General features: G+C 68.4%; 24 protein-coding genes, 1 tRNA gene and 1 pseudogene. 11 read left to right on the plus strand and 15 right to left on the minus strand.

What is annotated here, in order from left to right; all coding sequences use genetic code 11:
• From VNT59_RS01350 to ppsA, 8 genes and pseudogenes are all read right to left on the minus strand, one after another.
• Positions 1-137, minus strand: a pseudogene (locus VNT59_RS01350) (30S ribosomal protein S18); the annotation flags it as partial.
• 46 nt (positions 138-183) lie between these two features.
• Positions 184-471 (minus strand): primosomal replication protein N, encoded by a 288-nt coding sequence (gene priB / locus VNT59_RS01355; protein WP_325495868.1) that lies wholly within the window; start codon positions 469-471, stop codon positions 184-186.
• Between the two features lie 16 nt (positions 472-487).
• Positions 488-856 (minus strand): 30S ribosomal protein S6, encoded by a 369-nt coding sequence (gene rpsF, locus VNT59_RS01360; RefSeq protein WP_325495872.1) that lies wholly within the window; start codon positions 854-856, stop codon positions 488-490.
• Between the two features lie 148 nt (positions 857-1,004).
• Complete coding sequence (locus VNT59_RS01365; RefSeq protein ID WP_325495874.1) at positions 1,005-1,466, minus strand: hypothetical protein; 462 nt, start codon at positions 1,464-1,466, stop codon at positions 1,005-1,007.
• 200 nt (positions 1,467-1,666) lie between these two features.
• A complete protein-coding gene (locus VNT59_RS01370; RefSeq protein ID WP_325495876.1) occupies positions 1,667-3,364 on the minus strand; it encodes an MFS transporter in 1,698 nt (565 codons plus the stop codon).
• A gap of 109 nt (positions 3,365-3,473) precedes the next feature.
• Entirely contained in the window at positions 3,474-5,552 is a 2,079-nt protein-coding gene (locus VNT59_RS01375) for a VC_2705 family sodium/solute symporter (RefSeq protein ID WP_325495878.1), read from the minus strand.
• Positions 5,545-5,811 carry a sodium/substrate symporter small subunit gene (locus VNT59_RS01380; RefSeq protein ID WP_325495880.1) on the minus strand — a complete coding sequence of 89 codons (267 nt, stop codon included), beginning with the start codon at positions 5,809-5,811 and terminating at the stop codon, positions 5,545-5,547. Before VNT59_RS01380 ends, VNT59_RS01375 begins: the two co-directional genes overlap by 8 nt.
• 55 nt (positions 5,812-5,866) lie before the next feature.
• On the minus strand, positions 5,867-8,266 hold the full coding sequence (ppsA, locus tag VNT59_RS01385; protein WP_325495882.1) for a phosphoenolpyruvate synthase: 2,400 nt from the start codon (positions 8,264-8,266) through the stop codon (positions 5,867-5,869).
• A 188-nt stretch (positions 8,267-8,454) separates the two neighbouring features.
• On the opposite strand from ppsA, the gene ppsR reads away from it, so the two are divergent.
• From ppsR to VNT59_RS01420, 7 genes are all read left to right on the plus strand, one after another.
• Positions 8,455-9,276 carry a posphoenolpyruvate synthetase regulatory kinase/phosphorylase PpsR gene (gene ppsR / locus VNT59_RS01390; protein WP_325495884.1) on the plus strand — a complete coding sequence of 274 codons (822 nt, stop codon included), beginning with the start codon at positions 8,455-8,457 and terminating at the stop codon, positions 9,274-9,276.
• Positions 9,277-9,340: 64 nt separating this feature from the next.
• Positions 9,341-10,093, plus strand: coding sequence for a metallophosphoesterase family protein (locus VNT59_RS01395; RefSeq protein ID WP_325495886.1), 753 nt, complete (start codon positions 9,341-9,343; stop codon positions 10,091-10,093).
• Positions 10,094-10,106: 13 nt separating this feature from the next.
• Positions 10,107-11,648 carry a bifunctional serine/threonine-protein kinase/universal stress protein gene (locus VNT59_RS01400; RefSeq protein WP_325495888.1) on the plus strand — a complete coding sequence of 514 codons (1,542 nt, stop codon included), beginning with the start codon at positions 10,107-10,109 and terminating at the stop codon, positions 11,646-11,648.
• A gap of 181 nt (positions 11,649-11,829) precedes the next feature.
• Entirely contained in the window at positions 11,830-12,402 is a 573-nt protein-coding gene (gene ahpC / locus VNT59_RS01405; RefSeq protein WP_325495890.1) for an alkyl hydroperoxide reductase subunit C, read from the plus strand.
• An 82-nt stretch (positions 12,403-12,484) separates the two neighbouring features.
• Positions 12,485-14,047, plus strand: a complete 1,563-nt coding sequence (gene ahpF / locus VNT59_RS01410; RefSeq protein WP_325495892.1) for an alkyl hydroperoxide reductase subunit F — start codon at positions 12,485-12,487, stop codon at positions 14,045-14,047.
• A 55-nt stretch (positions 14,048-14,102) separates the two neighbouring features.
• The gene (gene bfr / locus VNT59_RS01415) at positions 14,103-14,579 is read left to right on the plus strand and encodes a bacterioferritin (protein ID WP_325495894.1); all 477 of its coding nucleotides are present in this window, start codon (positions 14,103-14,105) and stop codon (positions 14,577-14,579) included.
• A gap of 171 nt (positions 14,580-14,750) precedes the next feature.
• A complete protein-coding gene (locus VNT59_RS01420; protein WP_325495896.1) occupies positions 14,751-14,999 on the plus strand; it encodes a (2Fe-2S)-binding protein in 249 nt (82 codons plus the stop codon).
• Between the two features lie 42 nt (positions 15,000-15,041).
• Here VNT59_RS01420 and VNT59_RS01425 read toward each other — a convergent pair whose 3' ends face one another.
• Entirely contained in the window at positions 15,042-15,449 is a 408-nt protein-coding gene (locus tag VNT59_RS01425) for a heme-binding protein (RefSeq protein ID WP_325495898.1), read from the minus strand.
• 137 nt (positions 15,450-15,586) lie between these two features.
• Between VNT59_RS01425 and VNT59_RS01430 the strand changes: the two genes are divergently transcribed.
• Positions 15,587-16,273, plus strand: coding sequence for a Bax inhibitor-1 family protein (locus tag VNT59_RS01430; RefSeq protein WP_325495900.1), 687 nt, complete (start codon positions 15,587-15,589; stop codon positions 16,271-16,273).
• Positions 16,274-16,321: 48 nt separating this feature from the next.
• On the opposite strand, the gene rlmD is transcribed toward VNT59_RS01430, so the two are convergent.
• The 6 genes from rlmD to surE all read right to left on the minus strand — a co-directional run bounded on the left by rlmD (position 16,322) and on the right by surE (position 22,131).
• Positions 16,322-17,725 carry a 23S rRNA (uracil(1939)-C(5))-methyltransferase RlmD gene (gene rlmD, locus VNT59_RS01435; RefSeq protein WP_325495902.1) on the minus strand — a complete coding sequence of 468 codons (1,404 nt, stop codon included), beginning with the start codon at positions 17,723-17,725 and terminating at the stop codon, positions 16,322-16,324.
• Positions 17,726-17,751: 26 nt separating this feature from the next.
• Positions 17,752-18,549, minus strand: coding sequence for a 3'-5' exonuclease (locus VNT59_RS01440; protein ID WP_325495904.1), 798 nt, complete (start codon positions 18,547-18,549; stop codon positions 17,752-17,754).
• Positions 18,550-18,581: 32 nt separating this feature from the next.
• Complete coding sequence (gene rpoS / locus VNT59_RS01445) at positions 18,582-19,592, minus strand: RNA polymerase sigma factor RpoS (RefSeq protein ID WP_414708325.1); 1,011 nt, start codon at positions 19,590-19,592, stop codon at positions 18,582-18,584.
• Between the two features lie 79 nt (positions 19,593-19,671).
• Positions 19,672-20,583, minus strand: coding sequence for a peptidoglycan DD-metalloendopeptidase family protein (locus VNT59_RS01450; RefSeq protein ID WP_325495906.1), 912 nt, complete (start codon positions 20,581-20,583; stop codon positions 19,672-19,674).
• A gap of 16 nt (positions 20,584-20,599) precedes the next feature.
• Complete coding sequence (locus tag VNT59_RS01455; protein ID WP_325495908.1) at positions 20,600-21,355, minus strand: protein-L-isoaspartate(D-aspartate) O-methyltransferase; 756 nt, start codon at positions 21,353-21,355, stop codon at positions 20,600-20,602.
• Positions 21,352-22,131: a 5'/3'-nucleotidase SurE gene (gene surE / locus VNT59_RS01460; protein WP_325495909.1), complete on the minus strand. Its 780-nt coding sequence runs from the start codon at positions 22,129-22,131 to the stop codon at positions 21,352-21,354. The genes VNT59_RS01455 and surE overlap by 4 nt, the downstream gene beginning before the upstream one ends.
• 114 nt (positions 22,132-22,245) lie before the next feature.
• Between surE and VNT59_RS01465 the strand changes: the two genes are divergently transcribed.
• From VNT59_RS01465 to VNT59_RS01475, 3 genes are all read left to right on the plus strand, one after another.
• The gene (locus tag VNT59_RS01465; protein WP_325495911.1) at positions 22,246-23,220 is read left to right on the plus strand and encodes an NADPH:quinone oxidoreductase family protein; all 975 of its coding nucleotides are present in this window, start codon (positions 22,246-22,248) and stop codon (positions 23,218-23,220) included.
• A 36-nt stretch (positions 23,221-23,256) separates the two neighbouring features.
• Positions 23,257-23,332, plus strand: a tRNA-His gene (locus VNT59_RS01470).
• Between the two features lie 587 nt (positions 23,333-23,919).
• Complete coding sequence (locus VNT59_RS01475) at positions 23,920-25,326, plus strand: undecaprenyl-phosphate glucose phosphotransferase (protein ID WP_325495913.1); 1,407 nt, start codon at positions 23,920-23,922, stop codon at positions 25,324-25,326.
• The last annotated feature ends 10 nt before the right edge of the window (positions 25,327-25,336 follow it).

Genomic DNA, 25,336 nt, shown 5'->3' on the forward strand with positions numbered 1-25,336 from the left:
AGGGTGTCGACGTCCTTGTAGTCGATTTCCTCGACGCCGGCGACGGTGAAGCGGCAGAAGCGCTTGCGCTTGAACAGCAGCGACTGGGTGTTGCGCTTCGGACGCTTGTCCTTGTTGAATTTCTTGAACGTGGCCATGTGGACCTCTCTTGATGGGCCGGACCGCTCGGGTCCCGCCGGAACTTTAGGATTGCTGGAACGACTGGATGTGGAGCACGGGGTGCTTGCCGTTGCGGGGCGTCGCCAGGAAACCGGTGAACGTCCATCCGCTGCCGATGGCCTGCTGGCCCAGCGTCTCCGCGACGCTGCCCAGTGCCACCGCCCTGATCGCCGCCTTCACCGTGCGCTGCCGCCCCGCTTCGCTCGCCTCGGACTCGTGTTCGAGCCTGAGATCGAGGGCCGGCAAGCCGGCCGGGGTGTAGCGCAGTGCGGAAGCCTCGACGATCCAGGCGCTGAGGACGACCTGGTTCACTCCGGGCGCAGGCCGCTCAGGCCTGCTGGTACTCCGCCTGCTGCGCCTTGCGGGCTTCTTCCCGCTCGACGGTCTTCATCATCGCGGACGGACCCGTGTCGGCCTTCTTCTTGACCACCGTGAGGTGGCGCAGCACGGCGTCGTTGAAGCGGAACGCGTGTTCCAGTTCGCCCATCACGGCCTGGTCGGCTTCGATGTTGACGCACAGGTAGTGCGCCTTGGCCAGCTTGTTGATCTGGTAGGCCAGCTGACGGCGGCCCCAGTCTTCCACGCGGTGCACTTTGCCGCCGCCGGCGGTGATCATGCCCTTGTAGCGCTCCAGCATGGCCGGAACCTGTTCACTCTGATCCGGGTGGATCAGCAAGACGATTTCATAGTGACGCATGGCACTCCTTGAGGATGGTGGTGACAGCCACCCGCTGCGTCGGTAAAGCGGTGTGGCAAGGAAAGCTCTCCATTATAGCCAATGGAGCGCCCCGGCGCCGCCGGCCGGCCTGGCCAGGAACGGGACATGGACCGGCCGGGCCGCCGGGTCAGCGCTCGCCGAGCGCCTTCTCGAGCGGGCGGTACCGTTCCGGGCCCACCGCTTCCCGGATCTTCGGCGCCACCGCCATCAGCTGCTCGAAACTGGTTGCCGCCTCCACCGCCAGATTCAGCCGGAAGCCGCGCAGGCCGAGGCCGGAAGTGAGCTGGATCGCGACCGGGTACGCCGCTGCGTAGCGCTCCTGGGGCGTCAACGAAGCCTTGCCGGAGGCCGCGGCACCGGCAGCCGCGGCGGCTGCGGCCGATGGCTTGGCGACCTGGGCAACCAGGCCCAGTTCCAGCAGGCGATCGATGTCGGCGCGCGTGACCCCGCTCGGGCCGGTCGCGGCGAGCACCTGGTCCAGGGTCTTCTTCCCGTCGACCATGATGAACGCGGAACGTTGGCGCGGCGTGAGCGGGACCGAGCGGTCCTTCAGCACCTGTTGTCCAACCTCGGTCTTGACGATCAGCATGAGGAGCTCCCGCTGGAAAGCCGCCGGGGGCCGGGGCGGCTGCCCTGCCCTCGTTCGACCGCTGAGCTTTGCACCCGCGCCTCACGCTGCGAATTGGGGTTTATCCATATCGACGTAAGAAAAAGGTGCCAGTGCGGCGCCGCAAAAAAAAAGAGCCCGCTCGAAAGCGGGCCCTGCGTCGAAGACCTGCCGGCGGGACGTCAGTCGCGCGCGTAGATGTCCACGTCCTTGGTTTCCCGGATGAACAGCATGCCGATGACGAAGGTGCCAGCGGCGACGATCACCGGATACCACAGGCCGTAGTAGATGTCGCCGGTCGCCGCCACCATGGCGAAGGCCGTCGTCGGCAGCAGGCCACCGAACCAGCCGTTGCCGATGTGGTACGGCAGGCTCATCGACGTGTAGCGGATGCGCGTCGGGAACAGTTCGACCAGCATCGCGGCGATCGGGCCGTAGACCATCGTCACCAGGATGACCAGGAACGTGAGCAGCACCAGCACCATGGTCTTGTTCATCTTGGCGGGATCCGCGGGCACCGTCAGGTTGGCGGCCTTGGCGGCGTCGCCCACGCCCTTGCGGAAATCACCGATCGACTTGGCGCTCTCGGCCGAGAAGCCATGCCTGGCCTCGTTCAGCGTGCCCGCGGGCGCCGTGAACGTCTTGTCGCCGATGGTGACCGTGGCCGGCTGGCCCGGCGCGCCCACCTTGTTCTCGTACGGGATGTACGAAAGCGTCAGCGTGCGCTTGGCGATGTCGCAGGAGGTGCGGAAGTCGATGTCGCGGGCGATCGGGCTGCCCTGGAACGAGCACTCCTTCGGGTCGGCGGTGACCGTCACCTTGCTCGCCTGCTGCGCGGACAGCAGCGCCGGGTTGGCGTACTTCAGCAGCATCGGAAACACCGTGAAGTAGGTCAGCGCGGCGATCAGGCATCCGCCCATGATGATCGGCTTGCGGCCGATCTTGTCGGACAGCGAACCGAACACGATGAAGAACGGCGTGCCGATGACCAGCGACGCGGCGATCAGCAGGTTGGCCGTCGTGATGTCGACCTTGGCGATCGTCGTCAGGAAGAACAGCGCATAGAACTGGCCGCAATACCAGACCACGGCCTGGCCCGCCGTCAGACCCAGCAGCGCCAGGATCACGATCTTCAGGTTCTTCCACTCGCCGAAGGATTCCGCCAGCGGCGCCTTGGAGGTGCGGCCCTCGGACTTCATCTTCTGGAAGGCGGGCGACTCGTTCAGGCTCAGCCGGATCCAGACCGACACCGCCAGCAGCGCGATCGACACCAGGAACGGAATGCGCCAGCCCCAGTCGCCGAAGTCCTTCTCGCCCATGACGTTGCGCACGCCCAGGATCACGAGCAGCGACAGGAACAGGCCCAGCGTCGCCGTGGTCTGGATCCACGAGGTGTAGGCGCCGCGGCGGCCGTGCGGCGCGTGCTCGGCGACGTAGGTCGCCGCGCCGCCGTACTCACCGCCGAGCGCGAGGCCCTGCAGCATCCGCAACGCGATCAGGATCACCGGCGCCGCGACGCCGATCGAGGCGTAGCTTGGCAGCAGGCCGACGATGAAGGTCGACGCGCCCATGATCAGGATGGTGACCAGGAACGTGTATTTGCGCCCGATCATGTCGCCCAGGCGCCCGAACACCAGGGCGCCGAACGGTCGCACCAGGAAGCCGGCCGCGAAGGCCAGCAGCGCGAAGATGTAGGCGGCGGTGGGATCGAGGCCGGAGAAGAACTGCTTGGCGATGATGGCCGCCAGCGAACCGTAGAGATAGAAGTCGTACCACTCGAACACCGTGCCGAGCGAGGAGGCGAAGATGACCTTCTTCTCCTCGCGCGTCATCGCCGGTGCTGCGCTCGGCTTGCCGGGCGCCGTTGCTGCGATTGCCATATGTCTCCTTCATGTAGTAGGAGACCGGAGTGTTTGGAATGCGTCTGACACCAAACTGACGCAGCGCCGCTTTCGAGGGCGCCCCGGACAATCACTGATAGGGTGATCCCTAGGAGACCTGCACCGCACGGGCGGGACGGCGCACCCGCCCGGCCATGCTCACGAGCACGGCGGCGGCGAAGCCGGCCGGAAAGCCGAACACGCCGGCCGCCAGCGGCTGGATACCGAACCACAGCGCATGGTCCGGCTCGAGGCCGAGGAAGGCGCGCACGCTCACCGCGTTGGCGAGCATGTAGTACACGGCCACCCCCAGCCCCGTCAGCATGCCGGCCACCGCGCCGGGGCGCGTCGCGCCCTTCCAGCCGATGCCCAGCACCATCACCGGCACCAGGCCCGATGCCGCCAGCGAGAAGGAGGCGGTGACCAGCGGCAGGATCTCGCCGGGCTTGAACGACGCCAGCACGGCGGCGACGAGCGCCACTGCCAGCAGCGCGAACTTGGACAGGATCACCCGCCGCTCGCCCGTGAGCTGCTGGTCCACTTCGTGCCAGTAGACGTCGCGCACGATGGCGTTGCTGATGGTGAGCAGCAGCCCGTCGGCGGTCGAGAGCGCCGCCGCCAGCCCGCCCGCCGCCACCAGTCCGGAGATCACGTACGGCAACCCGCCGAGCTCGGGCGTCGCGAGCATCACGATGTCGGCCCCCAGGCGGATCTCGCCCCATTGCAGGATCCGGTCGCCGTTGACGTCGGCGATCGAGATCAGCGACGGATCGACCTTGCCCCACTGGGCGATCCACGCCGGCAGCGAATCGAAGCTGCTGCCCACCAAGTTGTTCATGACCTCGAACTTCACCAGCGCGGCCAGCGCCGGCGCGCTGAGGTAGACGAGCGCGATGAAGAACAGCGTCCAGGCGACCGACGAGCGCGCCTCGGCCACCGATGGCGTCGTGTAATAGCGCGTGAGCAGGTGCGGCAAGCCGGCGGTGCCGGCCATCAGGCAGAACATCAGCGCCAGGAAATTCAGCCGCGAGGTGTTGAAGGCTTCCTGGTCTCGGGCGCTCCCGTCGGGGTCGCCGGCGAACGCCTGGCTGTGGGCCGGCAGCCCGCCCAGCGGATTGGCGCGTTCGTAGCTCTCGTGCATCGCGCGCAGCCAATGCTCGCGCGCCGCCGGCACGTCCTTGGGCAGGGCCGCCAGTTCGCGGTTGGCCTGGACGATCAAGGCGGAGTCGGCGCCCTGCACCTTCAGCTGCCGGATGCGCTCCTTGGCGGCCGCGCGCTCGTGCGCGAGGGCGGCCGGCACGTCGTGCAGGCGCTCCTCGTACGCGCGGGCCCGCTGCAGGAAGATGGCGGCCACCTGTTTTTCGGCGGGATCATCGGCCAGCTTGCGTTCGAGCTGCGAGATCTTCTGCAGCTGCATGCCGTACACCACCGGCGCGACCGGGTTGCCCAGCTGCTTGTAGGCGAGCCACGACACCGGAATGAAGAATGCCAGCAACAGGATCACGTACTGGGCCACCTGCGTCCAGGTGATCGCGCGCATGCCGCCGAGGAAGGAGCACAGCAGCACGCCGCCGAGTCCGAGCAAGATCCCGATCTCGAACTGCACGCCGGTCAGCCGCGATGCGATCAGGCCAATGCCGTAGATCTGGGCGATGACGTAGGTGAACGAACAGAGCGCCGCCGCGAGCGCCGCGATCACGCGCGGCCAGCGCCCGCCGAACCGCACGCTGAAGTAGTCGGGGACCGTGTAGAGATTGAGCCGCCGCAGATGGGGCGCGATCAGCAGCGCCACCAGGCAAAAGCCGCCGGTCCAACCCAGCACGTACGCGAGGCCGCCCGCCTGCCCCTCGGTCCCTGCGAACCCCTGCAGGTACAGCCCGCCGGCCATGCTGATGAACGAGGCCGCGCTCATCCAGTCGGCCGCGGCGGCCATGCCGTTGTAGACCGCCGGGATGCGCCGGCCCGCCACGTAGTACTCCTGCGGGTCGGTGGTGCGGCCGTAGATCCCGATCGCCGCATACACCATGATCGACAGGAACAGGAAGATCGGCCCGAGCCAGAACCGCGACAGCCCCTTCTGCTCCGCCCACGCCATCAGCGCGACGAACAGCAGCACGCCCGCCACGTAAGCGGCCAGCAGCCGGCGCAGGCGGCGCTTGTAGGCGGCGTACGCGGCAGGATCAAGCATGCGGGCCATCGCCCTGGTCGGGCTCGCTGTCCTGCGGCGCGAGCCGCCGCATCGCCACCGCATAGGCCGCGACGATCGCGATGAAGACGATGATCGCGCCTTGCGCACCCATCCAGTAGGCGAACGGCCAGCCGGCCACCACGAACTGGAGGTCGTGCGCGAAGAAGAAGAAGCCGAAGCTCACGCCGGCCCAGACGGCCAGCAGGCCCGCCTTGAGCCACACCACGCGAGCGTCCGGCCGTCCCGGTGCGTCCCTCATCCGGGCATCATGGCACGCGGCACGGCCGTGCGCCAGCGTGCCGCCCGCGGCCCCGTCAGGCTTCTGCCAGCCGCTGCCAGGTGGCGATCACGCTGTCAGGATTCAGCGAGATCGAGGCGATGCCCTCGGCGGCGAGCCACTGCGCGAAGTCCGGATGGTCGCTGGGGCCCTGGCCGCAGATGCCCACGTACTTGCCGGCCGCCTTGCAGGCGCCGATCGCGCGCGACAGCAGTGCCCTGACGGCCGGATCGCGCTCGTCGAAGTCCGCGGCCAGCAGTTCGAGCCCGGAGTCGCGGTCCAGCCCCAGCGTGAGCTGGGTCAGGTCGTTCGAGCCGATCGAGAAGCCGTCGAAGAACTCGAGGAACTGCTCGGCCAGCACGGCGTTGCTCGGCACCTCGCACATCATGATGATCTTGAGCGCGGCGTCGCCCGTGCCCTCGCCGCGCTTGAGTCCGTGCTGCGCGAGCAGCTGCACCACCCGGTCGGCCTGGCCCAGGGTGCGCACGAACGGCACCATCACCTGCACGTTGGTCAGGCCCATGTCGGTGCGAACCCGGCGCAGCGCTTCGCACTCCATCGCGAAGGCCTCGTTGAAGTCGCTGCTGATGTAGCGCGCGGCGCCGCGGAACCCCAGCATCGGGTTCTCCTCCTCGGGCTCGTAGCGCGAGCCGCCGATGAGTTTGCGGTACTCGTTGGACTTGAAGTCGGACAGCCGCACGATGACGGGCTTGGGCCAGAACGCGGCGGCGATCGTCGCCACGCCCTCGGCCACCTTGTCGACGTAGAAGGCCCGCGGCGAGGCATGACCCCGGGCGACCGACTCCACCGCGAGCTTCAGGTCGGCGTCGACGTTGGGGTAGTCGAGGATGGCCTTGGGATGGACGCCGATGTTGTTGTTGATGATGAACTCGAGGCGGGCCAGGCCGACGCCTTCGTTGGGCAGTTGCGCGAAATCGAAGGCCAGCTGGGGATTGCCGACGTTCATCATGATCTTGGTGGCGATCTTCGGCATCGCGCCGCGCTGCACCTCGGTCACCTCGGTCTCGAGCAGGCCGTCGTAGATGTAGCCGGTGTCGCCCTGGGCGCAACTCACCGTCACCAGCGTGCCTTCCTTCAACTGGCTGGTGGCGTCGCCGCAACCGACCACGGCCGGGATGCCGAGCTCGCGCGCGATGATCGCCGCGTGGCAGGTGCGCCCGCCCCGGTTGGTGACGATGGCGCTGGCGCGCTTCATCACCGGCTCCCAGTTCGGGTCGGTCATGTCGGTGACCAGCACATCGCCGGGCTGCACCTTGTCCATCTCGGACGTGCCGTGCACGACGCGCACCGGACCGGTGCCGATCTTCTGACCGATGGCCCGGCCCTCGGCCAGCACGGGGCCCTTGCCCTTGAGCTTGTAGCGGGTTTCGGCCTTGCTGCCCTGCTGGCTCTTCACCGTCTCGGGCCGGGCCTGCAGGATGTACAGCTGGCCGTCGGCGCCGTCCTTGCCCCATTCGATGTCCATCGCCCGGCCGTAATGCTGCTCGATCACCAGCGCGTAGCGCGCGAGCTGCTCGATGTCCGCATCGGTCAGGGAATAGCGGTTGCGCTGCTCGAGCGGCACCTCCATGGTCTTGACCAGCGGCATGCCGGCCGCCCGGTTGTCGTTGAAGACCATCTGGATCAGCTTGGAGCCCAGGTTGCGGCGGATCACGGCCTTCTTGCCGGCCCGCAGCATCGGCTTGTGCACGTAGAACTCGTCCGGGTTCACCGCGCCCTGCACCACCGTCTCGCCCAGGCCGTAGCTGGACGTGATGAACACCACGTCCTCGAATCCGGACTCGGTGTCGATCGTGAACATCACGCCGGCCGCGCCGAGGTCGCTGCGCACCATGCGCTGCACGCCGGCGGACAGCGCCACGTCGGAATGGGCGAAGCCCTTGTGCACGCGGTAGCTGATGGCGCGGTCGTTGTACAAGGAGGCGAACACCTCCTTGGTCTTGTGCAGCACCGCGTCGATACCGACCACGTTCAGGAACGTCTCCTGCTGGCCCGCGAACGACGCGTCCGGGAGGTCTTCGGCGGTCGCCGACGAACGCACGGCGAAGCTCGCCTGCGGATTGTCGGCCGACAGTTTGGCGAAGGCGTCGCGGATCGACTGCTCGAGCTCGGGCGGGAATGGCTGGGCCTCGACCCACGACCGGATCTCGGCCCCGGCAGTGGCCAGCGCGCGCACGTCGTCCATGTCCAGCGCCGCCAGCCGCGCATTGATGCGCTGGGCGAGGCCGTCGTGGGACAGGAACTGCCGGAAAGCGTGGGCCGTGGTGGCGAAGCCGGTGGGGACCCGCACTCCGCCCGGCAGCTGCGAGATCATTTCGCCGAGGCTGGCGTTCTTGCCGCCAACCGCCTCGACGTCGCTCATTCTCAGGTTTTCAAACGGAACGACCAGGGCGGTCGGGCTGAAAAGGGCAGACATGGGAAAGCTCCAGAAGTTGAAACCGGGACGCTGGCGCGGCAGCGCGCTTTTCCATGGCGACGGGCGCGGCTTTGGTCTTGTTCGAATGGGCCGGGGCGGTGCATGGCGAGCGGAGATAATTCGAGCCATTGTAGGCCGGCACAGCCCTGCTGGGGTCTGGCCGAGCAGCTCGACCAGGCCATCCACCAATGCACTCTCGCACGGTCTTCTTCATCTCCGACGGCACCGGCATCACCGCCGAAACCTTCGGCAACGCCATCCTGGCGCAGTTCGAATTCAAGCCGCGGCACGTACGCCTGCCGTTCGTCGACAGCGTGGACAAGGCGCACCAGGTGGTGCGGCACGTCAACCATATCGCGGAGGTCGAGGGCCGCAAGCCGATCGTGTTCACCACGCTGGTGAACGTCGAGATCATGCAGGTGATTGAGCAGGGCTGCAAAGGCATGTTGCTCGACATGTTCGGCACCTTCGTCGCCCCGCTGGAGGTGGAACTGGGCATGAAGTCCAACCACCGCATCGGCCGCTTCTCCGACGTCAGCAAGAGCAAGGAGTACCACGAGCGGATCGAGGCGATCAATTTCACGCTGGCGCACGACGACGGCCAGTCCACGCGCGACCTGGAGCGCGCCGACGTGATCCTGGTCGGGGTGAGCCGCAGCGGCAAGACCCCCACCTCGCTGTACCTCGCGATGCAGCATGGCCTGAAGGCGGCCAACTACCCGCTGATCCCCGAAGATTTCGAGCGCCAGCAATTGCCGGCGGCGCTGGCGCCGCACCGGCGCAAGATCTTCGGTCTCACGATCCAGCCGGAGCGGCTCGCCGAGATCCGCCACGAGCGCCGTCCGAACTCCCGCTACGCGTCCCTCGAGAACTGTCGCGCCGAAGTGGCCGACGCCGAAGCCATGATGCGGCGGGCCGGCATCCGCTGGCTCAGCACGACGACCAAGTCGATCGAGGAAATCGCCACCACGATCCTGCAGGAGCTGCGGCCGGAGCGGCTGGAGTACTGATCCGGCGCGAGCCCTGCTGTAATGCGGTTGTCAGCCGGCGGATTCACGCTGGCGACCTGCCGCCATGAAACTCGCGCTGCTCGCCGACATCCACGCCAATCTGCAGGCGCTCCAAGCCTGCCTGGCCGACGCGCGCCGCCGCGGCGCGGACCAGTACGCGTTCCTGGGCGACCTGGTGGGCTACGGGGCCGACCCCGTTGCGGTGCTGGACATCATCGCGGACCGGGCCGGCGCCGGCGCGTGGGTCGGGCGCGGCAACCACGACGAGGCGGCGCTCGCCCCGCCGGCGCCGGCGGCCGGCAAGGCGGATCCGGTCGCAGCGGCGTGGACGGCTGCCCAGTTGCGCGCGGAGCACCGCGAGTTCCTGGCGGGCCTGCCGCTCTTCGTCAGGCACGACTTCTTCGTGCTCGTGCACGCCAGCATGCGCGAGCCGCGCCGCTGGGAGTACGTGCAGGACGCGCTCACGGCGGCCGGCAGCCTCGGCGCCGCCCAAGACCTCGGGCTGACCCACGTGTTCGGCGGCCACGTGCACGAGCAGCGGCTGTTCTTCCAGGGCGCCGTCGGCAAGGTGATGCCGTTCGAACCGACCGCGGGGGTGCCGGTGCCGTTGCCGCGGCACCGGCACTGGGTCGCCACCGTCGGCTCGGTCGGCCAGCCGCGCGATCGCCGCAGCGAGGCGATGTATGCGCTGTTCGACAGCGACACGCTGCAGCTCACCTTCGTTCGCGTTCACTACGACCACGAGGCCGCGGCCCAGGCGATCATCGATGCCGGCCTGCCGGCTTTCAACGCCAGCCGACTGCCGCGCGGCGAATAGGAGCTCGCGCCCGATGAAGCTGCTCGAGCCCGGCACCGAGATCGACGGCTTTGTCATCGAGGAATGCCTGCACGCGGGCGGCATGGCCCACATCTACCGCGTGCGCTATGCCCAGCCGGGCCGCGAGCCCGGGTTTCCGATGGCGATGAAGGTGCCGCGCATGACCGCCGGCGACGGCGCGGAGAACATCGTCGGATTCGAGGTCGAGCATCAGTTGCTGCAGGTGCTGACCGGTCCCCACGTCCCGCGCTTCGTCGCGGCGGGCGACCTGGCGCGCGTGCCGTACCTGGTGATGGAACTGGTGCCGGGGCGGCCGCTGCAGGACTGGATCGACCGCGCGAGCCTGGAGCGGCGCCAGCCGCCGGCCGCGGAAATCGCGCGGCTGGGCGCGGCGCTGGCGGTGGCCGCGCACAGCCTGCACCAGCAGGACGCGGTGCACCTGGACATCAAGCCCGGCAACGTGATCATTCGGCCGGACGGGCGCGCCGTCCTGTTGGACTTCGGCCTCAGCTGGCACGGCCACTACCCCGACCTGCTGGCCGAGGAGATGCGGCTGGCCGTCGGTTCGCCGCCGTGGATCGCCCCGGAACAGGTGGTGGGCGTGCGCGGTGACCCCCGCAGCGACGTGTTCGCGATCGGGGTCGTGCTGTACGAGTTGGCCACCGGCGAACTGCCGTTCGGCGACCCGCAGACCCGCGGCGGGCTGCGCCAGCGGCTGTGGATGGACCCGCCGCCGCCGCGCGCCATCGCGCCTGCCACGCCGCCCTGGCTGCAGGAGATCATCCTGCGCTGCCTCGAGCCGGAAGCGGCGCAGCGTTATGCCTCGGCAGCGCACCTGGCCTTCGACCTGGCCGACCCGGACCAGGTTCAGGTCGGCGAGCGCGGACAGCGCACCCGCGGCACCTCGTGGTGGACCCACGTGAAGCGCTGGTTCAAGGCGGCCGGGCTGCACTACCACCCCAGTCCGCTGCCCAGCACCCAGATCGACCAGGTACCGATCGTCATGGTGGCCGTGCCCTGGCGCGACGCCTCCGACGCAACGCTCTATTCCCTGCGGCGGGCCACCGGGCGCTCGCTGGGGATTCGTCCCGGCGCACGGCTGGCCTGCGTCACCGTGATCGGCCCCGGCGATACCGACAGCACCGACCGCCAGCGCAGCGAAGTGCAGGTGCACCGGCGCCAGCTCGAGGCCCTGCGTCGCTGGAGCCAGGGCTTGCCGCTCGAAGGCCACCAGGTCTCCTGCCACGTGCTGGAGGCGTCGGACGTTGCCGCCGCCCTGGTGCAGTACGCGCGCGGCAACAACGTCAGCCTGATGATCCTCGGCGCCGCCACCCACGGCCTGAAATTCCAACGCCTGGTCGGCACCGTGCCGATCCGGGTGGCCATGGAGGCGCCGTGCAGCGTCATGCTCGTCAAGCAGGCCCTCCCGTTCAGCGAGCTCGATCGCACGCCCGTGCCGGAAGCGCTGGCGCCGGACCCGGCCCAGCAGGAGCGGGGCGAGCCCGCCGCGCCGCAACGGCGGGCCTCCTCCTTGTACATGGGACCGCTCGAATAGCGTCCGGCGCCGTAGCCGGCCTCGGCACGTTCGACCGGTCGCGGGCCGCCGCCTGAGCGCGTGGTGTCTCCCGTCCGAATAGCCAATGGCTAATGACGCAATATTATCAATAAATTGGATATATTCAACAGCCGGACGCACACTGACAGTCCGGTTCACAAATCACATAGAGAGGAAAACGATGTCCCTGATCAACAGCCAGATCCTTCCCTTCCAGGCCACCGCCTATCACAACGGCAAGTTCGTGCCGGTGAGCGACGCCAGCTTCAAGGGCAAGTGGTCGGTGGTGGTCTTCTATCCCGCCGACTTCACCTTCGTGTGCCCGACCGAGCTGGGCGATCTGGCCGACCACTACGAAGAGTTCAAGAAGCTGGGCGTCGAGGTCTATGGCGTGTCCACCGACACGCACTTCACGCACAAGGCATGGCACGATACCTCGGACACGATCCGCAAGGTCCAGTACCCGCTGATCGGCGACCCCAACCACCAGCTGGCGCGCTTCTTCGACGTGCTGATCACCGAAGGCGAGGACGCTGGCCTGGCGCTGCGCGGCACCTTCGTGATCGATCCGGACGGCCGGATCAAGACCGTCGAGGTGCACGACAACGGCATCGGCCGCGATGCCCGCGAAACCTTGCGCCGCGTGAAGGCCGCCCAGTACATCGCCGCCCATCCGGGCGAGGTGTGCCCGGCCAAGTGGAGCGAAGGCGCGCAGACCCTCAAGCCCTCGCTGGACCTGGTCGGCAAGATCTAAGGCCGCGTCCCGCCGCAGCCCGGGCGCGCTCCTGCCCCGGGCTTTTTTTCGCCCGAACACCACCAGCCACGGAGGTCTTTCCATGCTCGATGCCAATCTCAAGGCCCAGTTGGCCGCCTACCTCGAACGCATGACGCAGCCGGTCGAGATCGTCGCGTCCCTCGACGACAGCCCGGCGTCGGCCGAACTGCAGGCGCTCCTGAAGGATGTCGCCGAGGCATCGCCGCGCGTGACGATCACAGAGACCCGCGGCGGACCGCAGCGCACGCCGTCGTTCTCCGTCAACCGCCCCGGCGCGGCCGACGGGCCGCGCTTCGCCGGCTTGCCGATGGGGCACGAGTTCACGTCGCTGGTGCTGGCGCTGCTGCAGGTGGGCGGCTATGCGCCCAAGGTCGACGAGGCCGTCCTGGAGCAGATCCGGGCGCTCGAGGGTGATTTCGAGTTCGAGATCTACATCTCGCTGACCTGCCACAACTGTCCCGACGTCGTGCAGGCGTTGAACCTCATGGCGATCCAGAACCCGCGGATCCGCGCGACCATGATCGACGGTGCGCTGTTCCAGGACGAAGTCAAGGCCCGCGAGGTCATGGCCGTGCCGACGGTGTTCCTCAACGGCGCCCATTTCGGCCAGGGCCGCATGAGCCTGGAAGAGATCCTGGCCAAGATCGACACCGGCGGCGCGCAGCGCGAGGCCGCAAAGATCGCCGGCAAGGCGCCGTTCGACGTCCTGATCGTGGGCGGCGGGCCGGCCGGCGCGGCGGCGGCCGTATACGCGGCGCGCAAGGGCATCCGCACCGGCATCGCCTCCGAACGGTTCGGCGGCCAGGTCCTCGACACGCTCGGGATCGAAAACTTCGTCTCGGTCAAGGAAACCGAAGGGCCGAAATTCGCCCTCGCGCTCGAGGAGCATGTGCGCCATTACGACGTCGACATCATGAACCTGCAGCGGGCCAAGGCACTGGTGCCGCGCGATGGCATGACCGAAGTGCAGCTGGAAAGCGGCGCCTCGCTCAAGGCACGCACGGTGATCATCAGCACCGGTGCGCGCTGGCGCACGGTCAATGTGCCCGGCGAGCAGGCGTACCGCAACAAGGGCGTCGCCTATTGCCCGCACTGCGACGGCCCCTTGTTCAAGGGCAAGCGCGTGGCCGTGATCGGCGGCGGCAACTCCGGCGTGGAAGCGGCGATCGACCTGGCCGGCATCGTCGACCACGTGACGCTGCTCGAATTCGATACCCGCCTGCGCGCCGACGCGGTGCTGCAGCGCAAGCTCGCGACCCTGCCCAACGTCACCACCGTCGTCAACGCGCAAACGACGGAGATCACCGGCGACGGCCACAAGGTGAACGGGCTCGTCTACCAGGACCGCGCCAGCGGCGAAAGCCGGCGCGTCGAACTGGCGGGGGTGTTCGTGCAGATCGGGCTCGTGCCCAACACCGAATGGCTGCGCGGCACGCTGGAGCTGTCGCGCCACGGCGAGATCGTCGTCGATGCCCGCGGCGCGACGTCGCTGCCCGGCGTGTTCGCCGCCGGCGACGCGACCACGGTGCCGTTCAAGCAGATCATCATCGCGGCCGGGGACGGCGCGAAGGCGGCGCTCGCGGCCTTCGACCATCTCATCCGGCAACCGGCGGCAACCGCCTGACCAGGGCGAGCCGAATTCCCGCAGAATCTCGGCTCACCATCTCGCGGGAGCAACCATGCAAGGCGATCCACAAGTCATCCAGCACCTGCAGGCGCAGCTGCGCAACGAGCTCACGGCCACCAACCAGTACTTCCTGCACTACCGGATCCTGAAGCATTGGGGCTTCGACAAGCTCGCCAAGAAGGAGTACGAGGAATCGATCGGCGAGATGAAGCATGCCGACCGCCTGATGGAGCGGATCCTGATGATCGACGGCCTGCCGAACCTGCAGGACCTGGGCAAGTTGCTGGTGGGCGAGAACGTGCCGGAAATCCTCGAGTGCGACCTGCGGCTGGAGCGGGCCGCCCAGGGCACGATCAAGGATGGGATCGCCCACTGCGAGACGGTGCGGGATTACGTGTCGCGCGACATCCTCCAAGGCATCCTGGACGACACGGAAGAGCACATCGACTTCCTGGAAACCCAGATCGACCTGCTGGCCAAGGTCGGGCTGCAGAACTACCTGCAATCGCAGATGGGCAGCCCGAGCTGAAAGGTGGGCGCCCCGGGGCTGAGCGGGGAGGACGCCCGGCGCCGAGGGCCAAGCGCCAAGTGGATGGAAGAGCATCCGCTTGGCCGGCAGGGGCTTGACTTATGTCATGCTGAATGCGAGGCATTCGCATTCATAATGACGACAGGTCAACCAGCCAAGCAGTACCCCGCCATGATCGTTTGCGTTTGCCACCGCGTTTCCGACCGGGACATCGCCCGCCACGTGCGTGGCGGCATGGATTTCAGCGACATCCAGCTCGAGCTGGGGGTCGCGACCCAGTGCGGCCAATGCGAAAGCTGCGCCCGCGAGATCGTGGCGCAATGCAGTGCCACCAGCCCGGTGGCGGCGATCCACCACGAGCGCGCCGGCTGTGGCGGCGGCGCCGGCTGTGCATGCGCGGCCGGCGGCCCCGCGGCTTGAGCGAGCGCGGCGGCGGCGGCGCCGCAGGCGCCCCCTCTCAGCTCAAAGGCCCAGCGCGGCGATGCCGGCGCGGGCGATCTGCGCGTCCTCGCTCGACTTGACGCCACTCACCCCGACCGCACCCAGGCAGTCGCCGCCCTTCATGATCGGCACGCCGCCTTCCAGCAGGCCCTTCAGGTCGGGCGCACTCAGGAACGAAACCCGGCCGCCATTGATCATTTCCTCGTAGATCCGGCTCTCGCGCTGGCCGACGGCGGCGGTGTTGGCCTTGGCCGGCGCGATGTGGGCCGAAATCGGGGCCGCGCCGTCCAGGCGCTGCAGCCACAGCAGGTGGCCGCCATCGTCGACGATGGCGATGCTCACGGCCCATTTGTTCTTCATGGCTTCGGCTTCGGCCGCCGCCGCGATGGCCTTGACGTCCGCGAGTTCCAGGGCAGGTTTGGTCTTCATTCCATGATTTCCGAGAGTCGAGCGGCCGAGCATAACGGCTGGCGAACGCCCAATTGATGGGCTTGGCGTCAACTCACCTTGAACCAACCTAGAATGCGCTCATCTAACGGCCACCAGCTGCAAGGAGAGACCGACATATGAATGACCAGGTTCGAACCATCGACTACGGGCGTGCCTTGCCGGCGGCGCAGCAGCGCAACCGGGTGCTGCGCAACACCTACTGGCTGCTGGCGCTCAGCCTGATTCCCACCGTGCTGGGAACGTGGTTCGGCGTGGCGACCGGCATCACCCGCGGCCTCGGCGGCGGGCTCGGCCTGATCGTCTTCCTCGGCGGCGCGTTCGGCTTCATGTACGCGATCGAGAAGACGAAGAACTCCGCCGCCGGCGTGCCGGTGCTGTTGGCGTTCACGTTCTTCATGGGCTTGATGCTGTCGCGCCTGATCGCGATGGTGCTGGGCTTCAAGAACGGCCCGAGCCTGATCATGACGGCGTTCGGCGGCACCGCCGGCGTGTTCCTCGTGATGGCGATGCTCTCCAGCGTCATCAAGCGCGACCTCTCGGGCCTGGGCAAGTGGCTGTTTGCCGGCGCCCTGGTGATCATGGTCGGGGCAATCGTCAACGTCTTCGTCGGCTCCTCGGTCGGCATGATGGTGATCAGCATCCTGGCAATCGGCGTCTTCAGCGGCTTCATGCTGTTCGACCTGAAGCGCATCGTCGATGGCGGCGAGACCAACTACATCACGGCGACGCTGGCGCTGTACCTGGACGCGTTCAACGTGTTCCAGAGCCTGCTGGCGCTGCTGGGCTTGGCCGACAGCGACTGACGGCGCGGCCGGCGATCGACGAGCAACGGGGCCCGCGGGCCCCGTTGCTCATTCCAGGTCGAACACGGCGATGCTTTCGACGTGCGCCGTGTGCGGGAACATGTTCACCACCCCCGCCATCGTGCAGCGGTAGCCGGCCTGGTGCACCAGCAGCCCCGCGTCGCGCGCGAGGGTCGCCGGATTGCAGCTGACGTAGACGATGCGCCTGGGCGGCGTCCAGCCGCCACGCAGTTCCGGCTGCTGATGCAGGTCGGCCAGCGCCTTCGCCAGGGCGAACGCGCCTTCGCGCGGCGGGTCCACCAGCCAGCGGTCGGCCACCCCGTCGCCCACCAGTTGCTCCGGCGTGATCACGAACAGGTTGCGCGCGGCGAACGTCGCCGGCGCCAGCGGCCGGCCGCCGGTCATGCCGCCGCGGTTGCGCTCGTAGTTCTCGCGCGAGCGGGCCACCAGGGTCTCGCTGCCTTCGATGCCCAGCACGCTGCCGGCGCGCGTGGCGATGGGCAGGGTGAAGTTGCCCAGGCCGCAGAACCAGTCGATCACCCGTTCCCCGGCCCCGGGGTCGAGCAGCCGCACCGCGCGCGATACCAGCACCCGGTTGATGTGCGGATTGACCTGGGTGAAGTCGGTCGGCTTGAACGGCATCGTGATGCCGAACTCCGGCAGCGAGTACGCGAGCGGCGTGCCGCCGGACTCCATCGGATGCGCCGTGTCGGGTCCCTTCGGCTGCAGCCACCATTGCACCCCGGGGTGCCGGGCGGCGAACGCGCGCAGCTTGTCCAGGTCGCCGTCGGAGAGCGGCTCCAGGTGGCGCAGCACCAGCGCCGTCACGTCCTCGCCGCAGGCCAGCTCGATCTGCGGGCAGGTTTCGATCGCGTCCATCGACCCGATCAGCTCGCGCAACGGCAGCAGCAGGTCGCTGACGTGCTTGGGCACGACATGGCATTCGCGGATGTCGGCCACGTAGCGGCTCTTGCGCTCGTGAAAGCCCACCAGCACCGCTTCCTTCTTGCGCACGTGCCGCACCGAAAAGCGGGCCCGCCAGCGATAGCCCCAGGTCGGCCCCTCGATCGGCCGCAGCAGCGTCTCGGGCTTGACCTTGCCCAGGTGCCACAGGTTGTCTTCCAGCACGCGCTGCTTGATCGCCACCTGGGCCGCCACGTGCAGGTGCTGCATCTTGCAGCCGCCGCAGGCCCCTTCGTGCAGGCCGAAGTGCGGGCAGCGCGGGCGCACCCGTTGCGCCGACTCGTGGTGGATCTCGGTGAGGGTCGCCTGCTCCCAGTTGTTCTTGCGCCGGTTGACGCGGGCCGAAACCTGTTCCGACGGCAGCGCGCCGTCGATGAACACCACCTTGCCGTCGGGCCGGCGCGCGACACCTTGCGCCTCGATATCGAGGCCGTCCACCTGCAGCCAGCCCTCGGGCAGGGCGGCCCTCTGCTCCACTTCTTCACTCATGCCTGAATTGTCTCAGGCGCGGCAATTCAGGCCCAGGCGCCGAGGTATTCCTGCCAGTGCGGCTCCGCCGGCGCGAGGTCGGCGAGCGTGGCCTTGACCATCGCGATCTCCTGCTCGTACTCAGCTTCGGTGAAGCCGCAACGCATCTTCTGGAACCGGCAGTACAGCAGGTAGGTGTTCATCACGTCGGTCTCGCAGTAGCGGCGGATCTCGTCCAGCTTGCCGTCGAGAAAGGCCGGGTACACCTGCGACCCGTCCATGCCAAGCTTGCCCGGGAAGCCGCACAGCTTGGCCATCGCGTCCAGCGGCGCGTTGTTCTTCGGCTGGTACATGGCCAGCAGGTCCATCAGGTCCAGGTGCCGCATGTGGTAGCGGCCGATGTAGTTGTTGTACTTGAACTCGCGCGAGTCGGCCCCGCCCTCCTCGCCCATGCACCAGTAGCGATCGGCGACCACGCCGTGGCGCAGGCCGCGGTAATGCAGCACCGGGAGGTCGAAGCCGCCGCCGTTCCAGCTCACGAGTTGCGGCACGTGCTTGTCGACGGCGGAAAAGAAGTTCTGGATCACCTTGCCCTCGCTCGCGTTGTCGCGGTCGACGAACGAGTGCACCCGCAGACCCTCGGCATTGCGGAACACGCAGCTGATCACGAGCACGCGCTGCAGATGCAGCGGCATGAAGTCGCTCTGGCCGCGGTCCTGCCGTTCCTGCACCCAGTCGGCATAGACCTGCGCGTCGGATGCGTCGGCGGCGGCGCCGCGCACGGCCCGCAGCCCGGCCACGTCGGGAATGGATTCGATGTCGAAGACGAGGATCGGCCAGCTCATGCGCCGCACTGTAGCAGGCGCTGGCGCGGCGCTCAGAAGAGCGACTGCTTGCTGATGCCGTTGCGCACCATGTAGCGTTTGAGCTTCATGAGCGCTTCGTTCTGGATCTGGCGCACGCGCTCGCGCGTGAGGCCGAGCCGGTCGCTCAGCACTTCCAGCGTCTCGGGCTCGCGGTCGTGCAACCCGAAACGGCCTTCCAGCACCTCGCGCTCGCGATTGGAAAGCGCGTCGATCCAGTTGTTCAGCAGGTGCTCGACCTCGTGGTTCTGCGTGACCCCGGTGGGATCGAGCGTCATCTCGTCGGCCATCGAGTCGCCGAGCGTGTGCTCGTCTTCCGAACGGTCCATCACGGCGTCCAGCGACTTGGGGGTCTCGGCCATCGCCAGCAGTTCGGCGACATCCTGCACCTCGCGCCCGAGCAGCGCCGCGACGTCTTCGACCCGCACGCCCTCGCCTTCGAACCCATTGCGGGCCGCGGCGAAGGCCGGGTCGTTCTCCAGCGTGCGGCGCGCGCGCAGCACCTGCTGCAGTTCCCGCACGACGTGCACCGGCAGGCGGATCACCCGGCCCTGGTTCATCACGGCGCGCTCGACCGACTGGCGGATCCACCAGGTCGCATAGGTCGAGAAGCGGAAACCGCGCTCCGGCTCGAACTTGTCGATCGCATGCATCAGGCCGAGGTTGCCCTCCTCGATCAGGTCCGACAGCGGTACGCCGCGTCCGAGGTAACCCTTGGCGATGCTGACCACCAGCCGCAGGTTGTGCTCGATCATCGACTGGCGCGCGGCGAAATCGCCGGCCCGCGCGCGGGTGGCGGTCGCGTATTCCTGCTCGGGGGTGAACAATTCGGTGCGCCGGACCTCGCGCAGATAGAGCGTCAGGGTGTCGCTGGACTCGCCGGCCAGCTCGGGCGTGGCTTCGCGGGGTGCGGAGGAATCGGCGGGGGGCTCGGCGCGCTCGCCAAAGGAATCCGTGTGCTGCGTGGCACCACCCCGGTTCGCCCCGGGGCTGGCGGACTGGCTGCGGCCGTCGCGCTGTTTCACGGCGCCATTTTACCGCGCCGGCTCGGGAAACGGCCAGTTGAAATCTCGCCCGACCCAGCGCAGCAGCCCGGGCGAGCGTCTAACGGGGCGGCAGATAGCGTGTCGGGTCGACCGGCTTGCCCTGGCGCCGGATCTCGAAATGCAGTTTCACGCGATCGGCATCGCTGCTGCCCATCTCGGCAATCTTCTGACCCTTGCGCACGGTCTGGTCTTCCTTGACCAGCAACAGCTGGTTGTGGGCATACGCCGACAGGTAGGTGTTGTTGTGCTTGAGGATGATCAGGTTGCCGTAGCCCCGCAGCCCCGCGCCCGCGTACACCACCCGGCCGTCGGCGGACGCCAGCACCGGATCGCCCGCCTTGCCGGCAATGTCCAGGCCCTTGTTGCGTTGCTCGTCGAAGCCCGCGATCACGCCGGCGACCGAGGTCGTGGGCCAGACCCATCCGATGTCTTCCTCGCCGGGCGGCGCCGGCGTCGGGGTCAGCGGCGGCACGCTGGCCACCTGCGGGGCCGAAGCCGGCCGGGCCGCCGCACTCGCGGCCGCGGCGGGCGCCGCTGCCGACGCCGGCGCCGAGGCGGCCGGCGCGACGGGGGTCGGCACCACGGTCGCCGGCGCGACCGGCTTGGCCACGGCGACCTCGCGCGGCGGCTCGGGTGGCACCACCCGCAGCACTTGCCCCACTTCGATCAGGTTCGGATTGTCCAGGTTGTTCCAGCGTGCGATGTCGCGCCAGTTCTGCCCCGCGTCGAGCGCGATGCGGATCAGCGTCTCGCCCTGGCGCACCGTGTGGTAGCCGGCCTTGCCGGCGTTCTCGGCCGCGGGGACTTTGGCGGCCTCCGTGACCACCGCGGGCGCCGGCCGCGCACGCATCCCGGCGCCGCGGTCCTCTACGGGGGCCGGCAGCCGCGCCTTCGACGCGCAGCCGGCGAGTGCGGCGGCCAGCAGCAGGGCCGCCGCGATTGACCATCCCGGGTGGCGCCACCTCAGCATCGTGTGTTGTTCCTCATCAAGCGATTCCCGATTTTAGGGGGACGAAATTCACGGCTTCCAGAACACTTTGTTGCAGTCCGGCCGAGGTCTTTTCGATGACGACGAGCGCTTGCTGGCCGCCCGCCATCACCGTGGGCGCGACGATACGCCCGCCAAGGCCGAGCTGTTCGCACCAAGCCCGCGGCACCGCTTCGCCACCGGCAGCCGCGATGATTCCCGCGTACGGCGCGCCGCGCGCGTACCCGGCCATGCCGTCACCGAACAGCAGGTGCACGTTGGGCAGCCGAAAGGGCCGCAGGTTGTCGCGGGCCTTGTCATGCAGTCCGCGCAGCCGCTCGATGCTGTAGACCTCCGCGGCCACCTGGCTCAGCACGGCCGCCTGGTAGCCGCAACCGGTGCCGATCTCCAGCACCCGGCCCAGGCGCGGCGCGTTCGCATCGCCGAGCAGCAGTTCGATCATGCGCGCCACCACGCTCGGCTTGGAGATGGTCTGCGCCAGCCCGATCGGCAGGCTGGTGTCTTCGTATGCCTGATTCACGAGCGCGGTGTCGACGAAGCGGTGCCGCTGCACGACGCCCATCGCCGCGAGCACCCGCTGGTCGCGGATGCCCTGCGCCGCCAGCCGCTGCACCATCCGCGCGCGCACCACCTGCGAGTCGAGGCCAACGCCGCCGGGCACGGCCGGCAGCTTGGCCGGCGCCGCCGGCGCACGGCCCGCAGCCGGCGCGGGCGTGGAGTCCAGCCGCGCCGGAAACGACGGCCGCCGGTTCATCGGCGTCCTGTCCCGCGCGTCGGTCCAGCCGCGGCGACGGACTGCGCCCACGAGCCGAGCCCGTCGTGGTCCGTGAGGTCCACCTTGAGCGGGGTCACGGCCACGTGACCTTGCATCGTGGCATGGAAGTCGGTGCCCTCCGCATCGTCCTTGGCCGGGCCCGCGCCGCCGATCCAGTACATGGTGTCGCCATGCGGGCTGGTCTGCGAAATCACCTTCTCGGCCGCGTGCCGGCGGCCCAGCCGGCACACCTTGGCCGGCTTGAGTTGCTCGTACGGCAGGTTCGGCACGTTGACGTTCAACAGCCACGGCAGTTCGCCGTCCAGCCGCGTCGCCAACATGTGCTGCACCAGCTCGCGCGCCTTGCGCGCCGCGGCATCGAGGTGCGCCCACCCCTTCTGCGTCTGCGAGAACGCGATGGCGGGAATGCCGAACAGGTAGCCTTCCATCGCGGCGCCCACGGTGCCCGAATAGATCGTGTCGTCGCCCATGTTCGCGCCGTTGTTGATGCCGCTCACCACCAGGTCGGGACGATAGCCGAGCAAGCCGGTGAGCGCGACGTGCACGCAATCGGCGGGCGTGCCGTTGACATAGCGGAATCCGTTCGCCGCCTCGTGCACGTACAGCGGCGAATGCAGCGTGAGCGCATTCGACTTGGCACTGTTGTTGTGCTCCGGCGCCACGACCTCGACGTCGCCGAGGTCGCGGATCGCCTCGTACAGCGCCACGATGCCTGGGGCCTGGTAGCCGTCGTCGTTGGAAAGCAGGATTTTCATCGGGCTGCAAAGCCCAGGATTGTAGGCGCGATGCCGTCGCGCCAGCGACCCGGCGCCGGCCGCCGGCCGCGCGAGCCACCGTATGATGGCCGGCTTTTCAGCGAAAGGACTCCCATGCATGCGTGGCTGTGCGAAAACCCGGTGGGCGTCGAGGCGCTGCACTGGAAGGAGCTGCCGACGCCGGCGCCCAAAGCCGGTGAAGTGCTGGTCGAGATCAAGGCCGCGAGCCTCAACTTCCCCGACCTGCTGATCGTCCAGAACAAGTACCAGATCAAGCCGCCGCTGCCCTTCGTGCCCGGCGCCGAATACGCGGGCGTGGTGGCCGCCGTCGGCCCCGACGTCCGGCACCTCGAGGTGGGACAGAACGTCGCCTGCCTCGCCGGGACCGGCGGCTTCGGCACCCACACCGTGGCGCCAGCGGCGCAGTGCCTGGCACTGCCCGCAGGGTTCCCACATGCCGATGCCGCCGCATTCATCATGACCTATGCCACCTCGCACCACGCGCTGGTCGACCGCGGGCAGGTCAAGGCGGGCGACACGGTGCTGGTGCTCGGCGCCGCCGGTGGCGTCGGGACGGCGGCGATCCAGATCGCGAAGGCGCTCGGGGCACGGGTGATCGCGGCGGCATCCTCCGACGAGAAATGCGAACTGTGCCGCTCGATCGGGGCCGACGCGACGATCAACTACAGCCGCGAGAAGCTGCGCGAGGCGATTGCCGCCGCCACCGGCGGGCGCGGCCCGGACGTGGTCTACGACCCGGTGGGCGGCGATCTCGCCGAGCCGGCGCTGCGCTCGCTCGCCTGGCGCGGCCGCTATCTGGTGATCGGTTTCGCCTCAGGCACCATTCCGGCGCTGCCGCTGAACCTGCCGCTGCTCAAGGGCACGTCGATCGTCGGTGTGTTCTGGGGCGGCTTCGTGCGGGCGCAGCCGCAGGCCGCGGCCGGCGTGCTGGCCGAACTGGTGCGCTGGTACGGCGAAGGCCGGATCAAACCGGTCATCGACCGCCAGCTGCCCATGGCTGAGCTCAAGGCCGCCTACGACTACATGGGCACGCGCGGCGTCAAGGGCAAAGTGGTGATGGTCAACTGACGGCCGCGCTCCAGCTATAATTGCGGTCTTTCCGCGGTGGCTGTAGCTCAGTTGGTAGAGTCCAGGATTGTGATTCCTGTTGTCGTGGGTTCGAGTCCCATCAGCCACCCCATCTAAAACCGCGCAGTCATTGCCGGTCAAGCTACGGATCCTGTAGCGCTCTCCACTCCACCGGCGTCGTCGATTCCCACCGTGGGAATACTCGTCGGCACGCTCCCACAAGCCGCTCGAGCGAACGGCGCAGCTGTTCGACGACGATGACTTGACGCGCCCGGCGCCAGCCGCGCTCGCCGAGGTCAGGGCGCTTGGCCCCGGAGCGTACAAAGCCAAGCACGCCAATCCCCTCGACGATGAGTCTCCTTCGAGCTGCTCAGCTTGGAGCCAGCTGGTCGCGGCAACCGCTTTCCCCATGAACGCGATGGTCAAGCGGCGCGCGGACTTGCGTCCAGGTGGCCGCCACAGTCGGGCCTGAAGCGCGGTCGCATCGCCGGCGCCACCTTCGCTCGCAGTGCATCAGGTGTGCGCGGCCGTGCGGGCCGCGCGATTCGGGACATACCTCCTATGTACGCCGCCCGACCCACTGGATTGAATGAACTGCAGCTTGGAAGACCTCGCGTTCATGTCCGGAACCACCTCCTTCGGGAAGCCCGAGCCCGCGGCGCGAGCCGATCCGGCTGGCGCGCGGCCAGGGAGCGGCGCATGAGGATCTATGCCAACTGCCCGCCTGGCACCCTCGCGGACAAGGGACGGCAGGGGTTCACGCTGCGCGCGCTGGTCGACCCGCTGGTTGCATCGCTCACCTACGTGCTGGCGCTGCTGGCCTTTCGCGGGAACTGGGACCGGGCGGACACGGTGCTCCTGGTAGGCATGTTCCTGCTGCTGTACCCCGGCTGCGTGCCGTTCAACCGGTTCACCCTGCCGGTCGCTGCCAGGCTGCTCCTGCCATGCGCGGCGATCCTGGCGCTCTTCGTCACGGTGCGGTGGCTGCAGGGCCGGCCGGTGGCCGAGGGGGGTTCCTTCGAACTCGACGCGGGCGTCGCGGGGACCGTCCTGCTTCCCCTGGTCCTGCTCGGCATGCATGCGGTCACGCCGCGCTTGGCGCCGCACCTGCGCCGGCGGTCTGCGGACACCCCCGTCATCATCGTCGGCATCAGCAGCGCCTCGGCGCGATTTGCCGCCGCCATCCGCAGCGGCGAGGTCGAGGGCCAACGGCTGGTGGCCTGTTTCGAAGACCGCAACCCCGGGCGCACCCACGCGCCCGCCTCGCTGTGCGTGACCGGCGGCATTGCCGACGTGGCGGACTACGTGAAGCGCAACCCGGGCGGGATCATCTACATCTCGCTGCCCATGGCGTCGCAGCCGCGCGTGCTGGCGCTGCTGGAGCAGCTGCGGGACACGACGGCATCGGTGTGCTTCATCCCGGACATCTTCGTGGCCGACCTGATTCAGGGGAGGATCGAAACGGTGGCGGGGCTGCCTGTGGTGTCGGTATGCGACACACCGTTCCGCGGGACCGAAGGGGTCATGAAGCGCGCACTGGACATCGTCGTGACCCTCGCGGCGCTGCCACTGGCCTTGCCACTCATGCTGGGCATTGCCCTGGCCATCCGGCTGACCTCGCCCGGCCCCGTCATCTTCAAGCAGCGACGCTACGGCCTCGACGGCAAGGAGATCCTGGTGTGGAAGTTCCGCACGATGCGCACCATCGAGGACGGCGACGGCAGCTACCGCCAGGTGACGCGCGACGACGACCGCGTGACGGCGCTGGGGCGCGTGCTGCGCCGGACCTCGCTGGACGAGCTGCCGCAGCTGCTCAACGTGCTGGCCGGTTCGATGAGCCTGGTGGGACCGCGGCCCCATGCGCTGGCGGTGAACGAACACTACCGCAAGGTCATCCCCGGCTACATGATCCGGCACAAGGTCCGCCCGGGCATCACCGGGTGGGCCCAGGTCAACGGCTACCGCGGCGGGGACGACCTCGACGCCATGCGCAAGCGCACCGAGTACGACCTGGCTTACCTGCGCTCGTGGACCCTCGGGCTCGATCTCCTGATCCTCGCGCGCACCGCGCGCATGCTGGTCGCTGGGGACCCCAAAGCGTTTTGAAAGCATGGCG

The organism is Ramlibacter sp. (assembly GCF_035554825.1).
Classification (GTDB): domain Bacteria; phylum Pseudomonadota; class Gammaproteobacteria; order Burkholderiales; family Burkholderiaceae_C; genus Ramlibacter.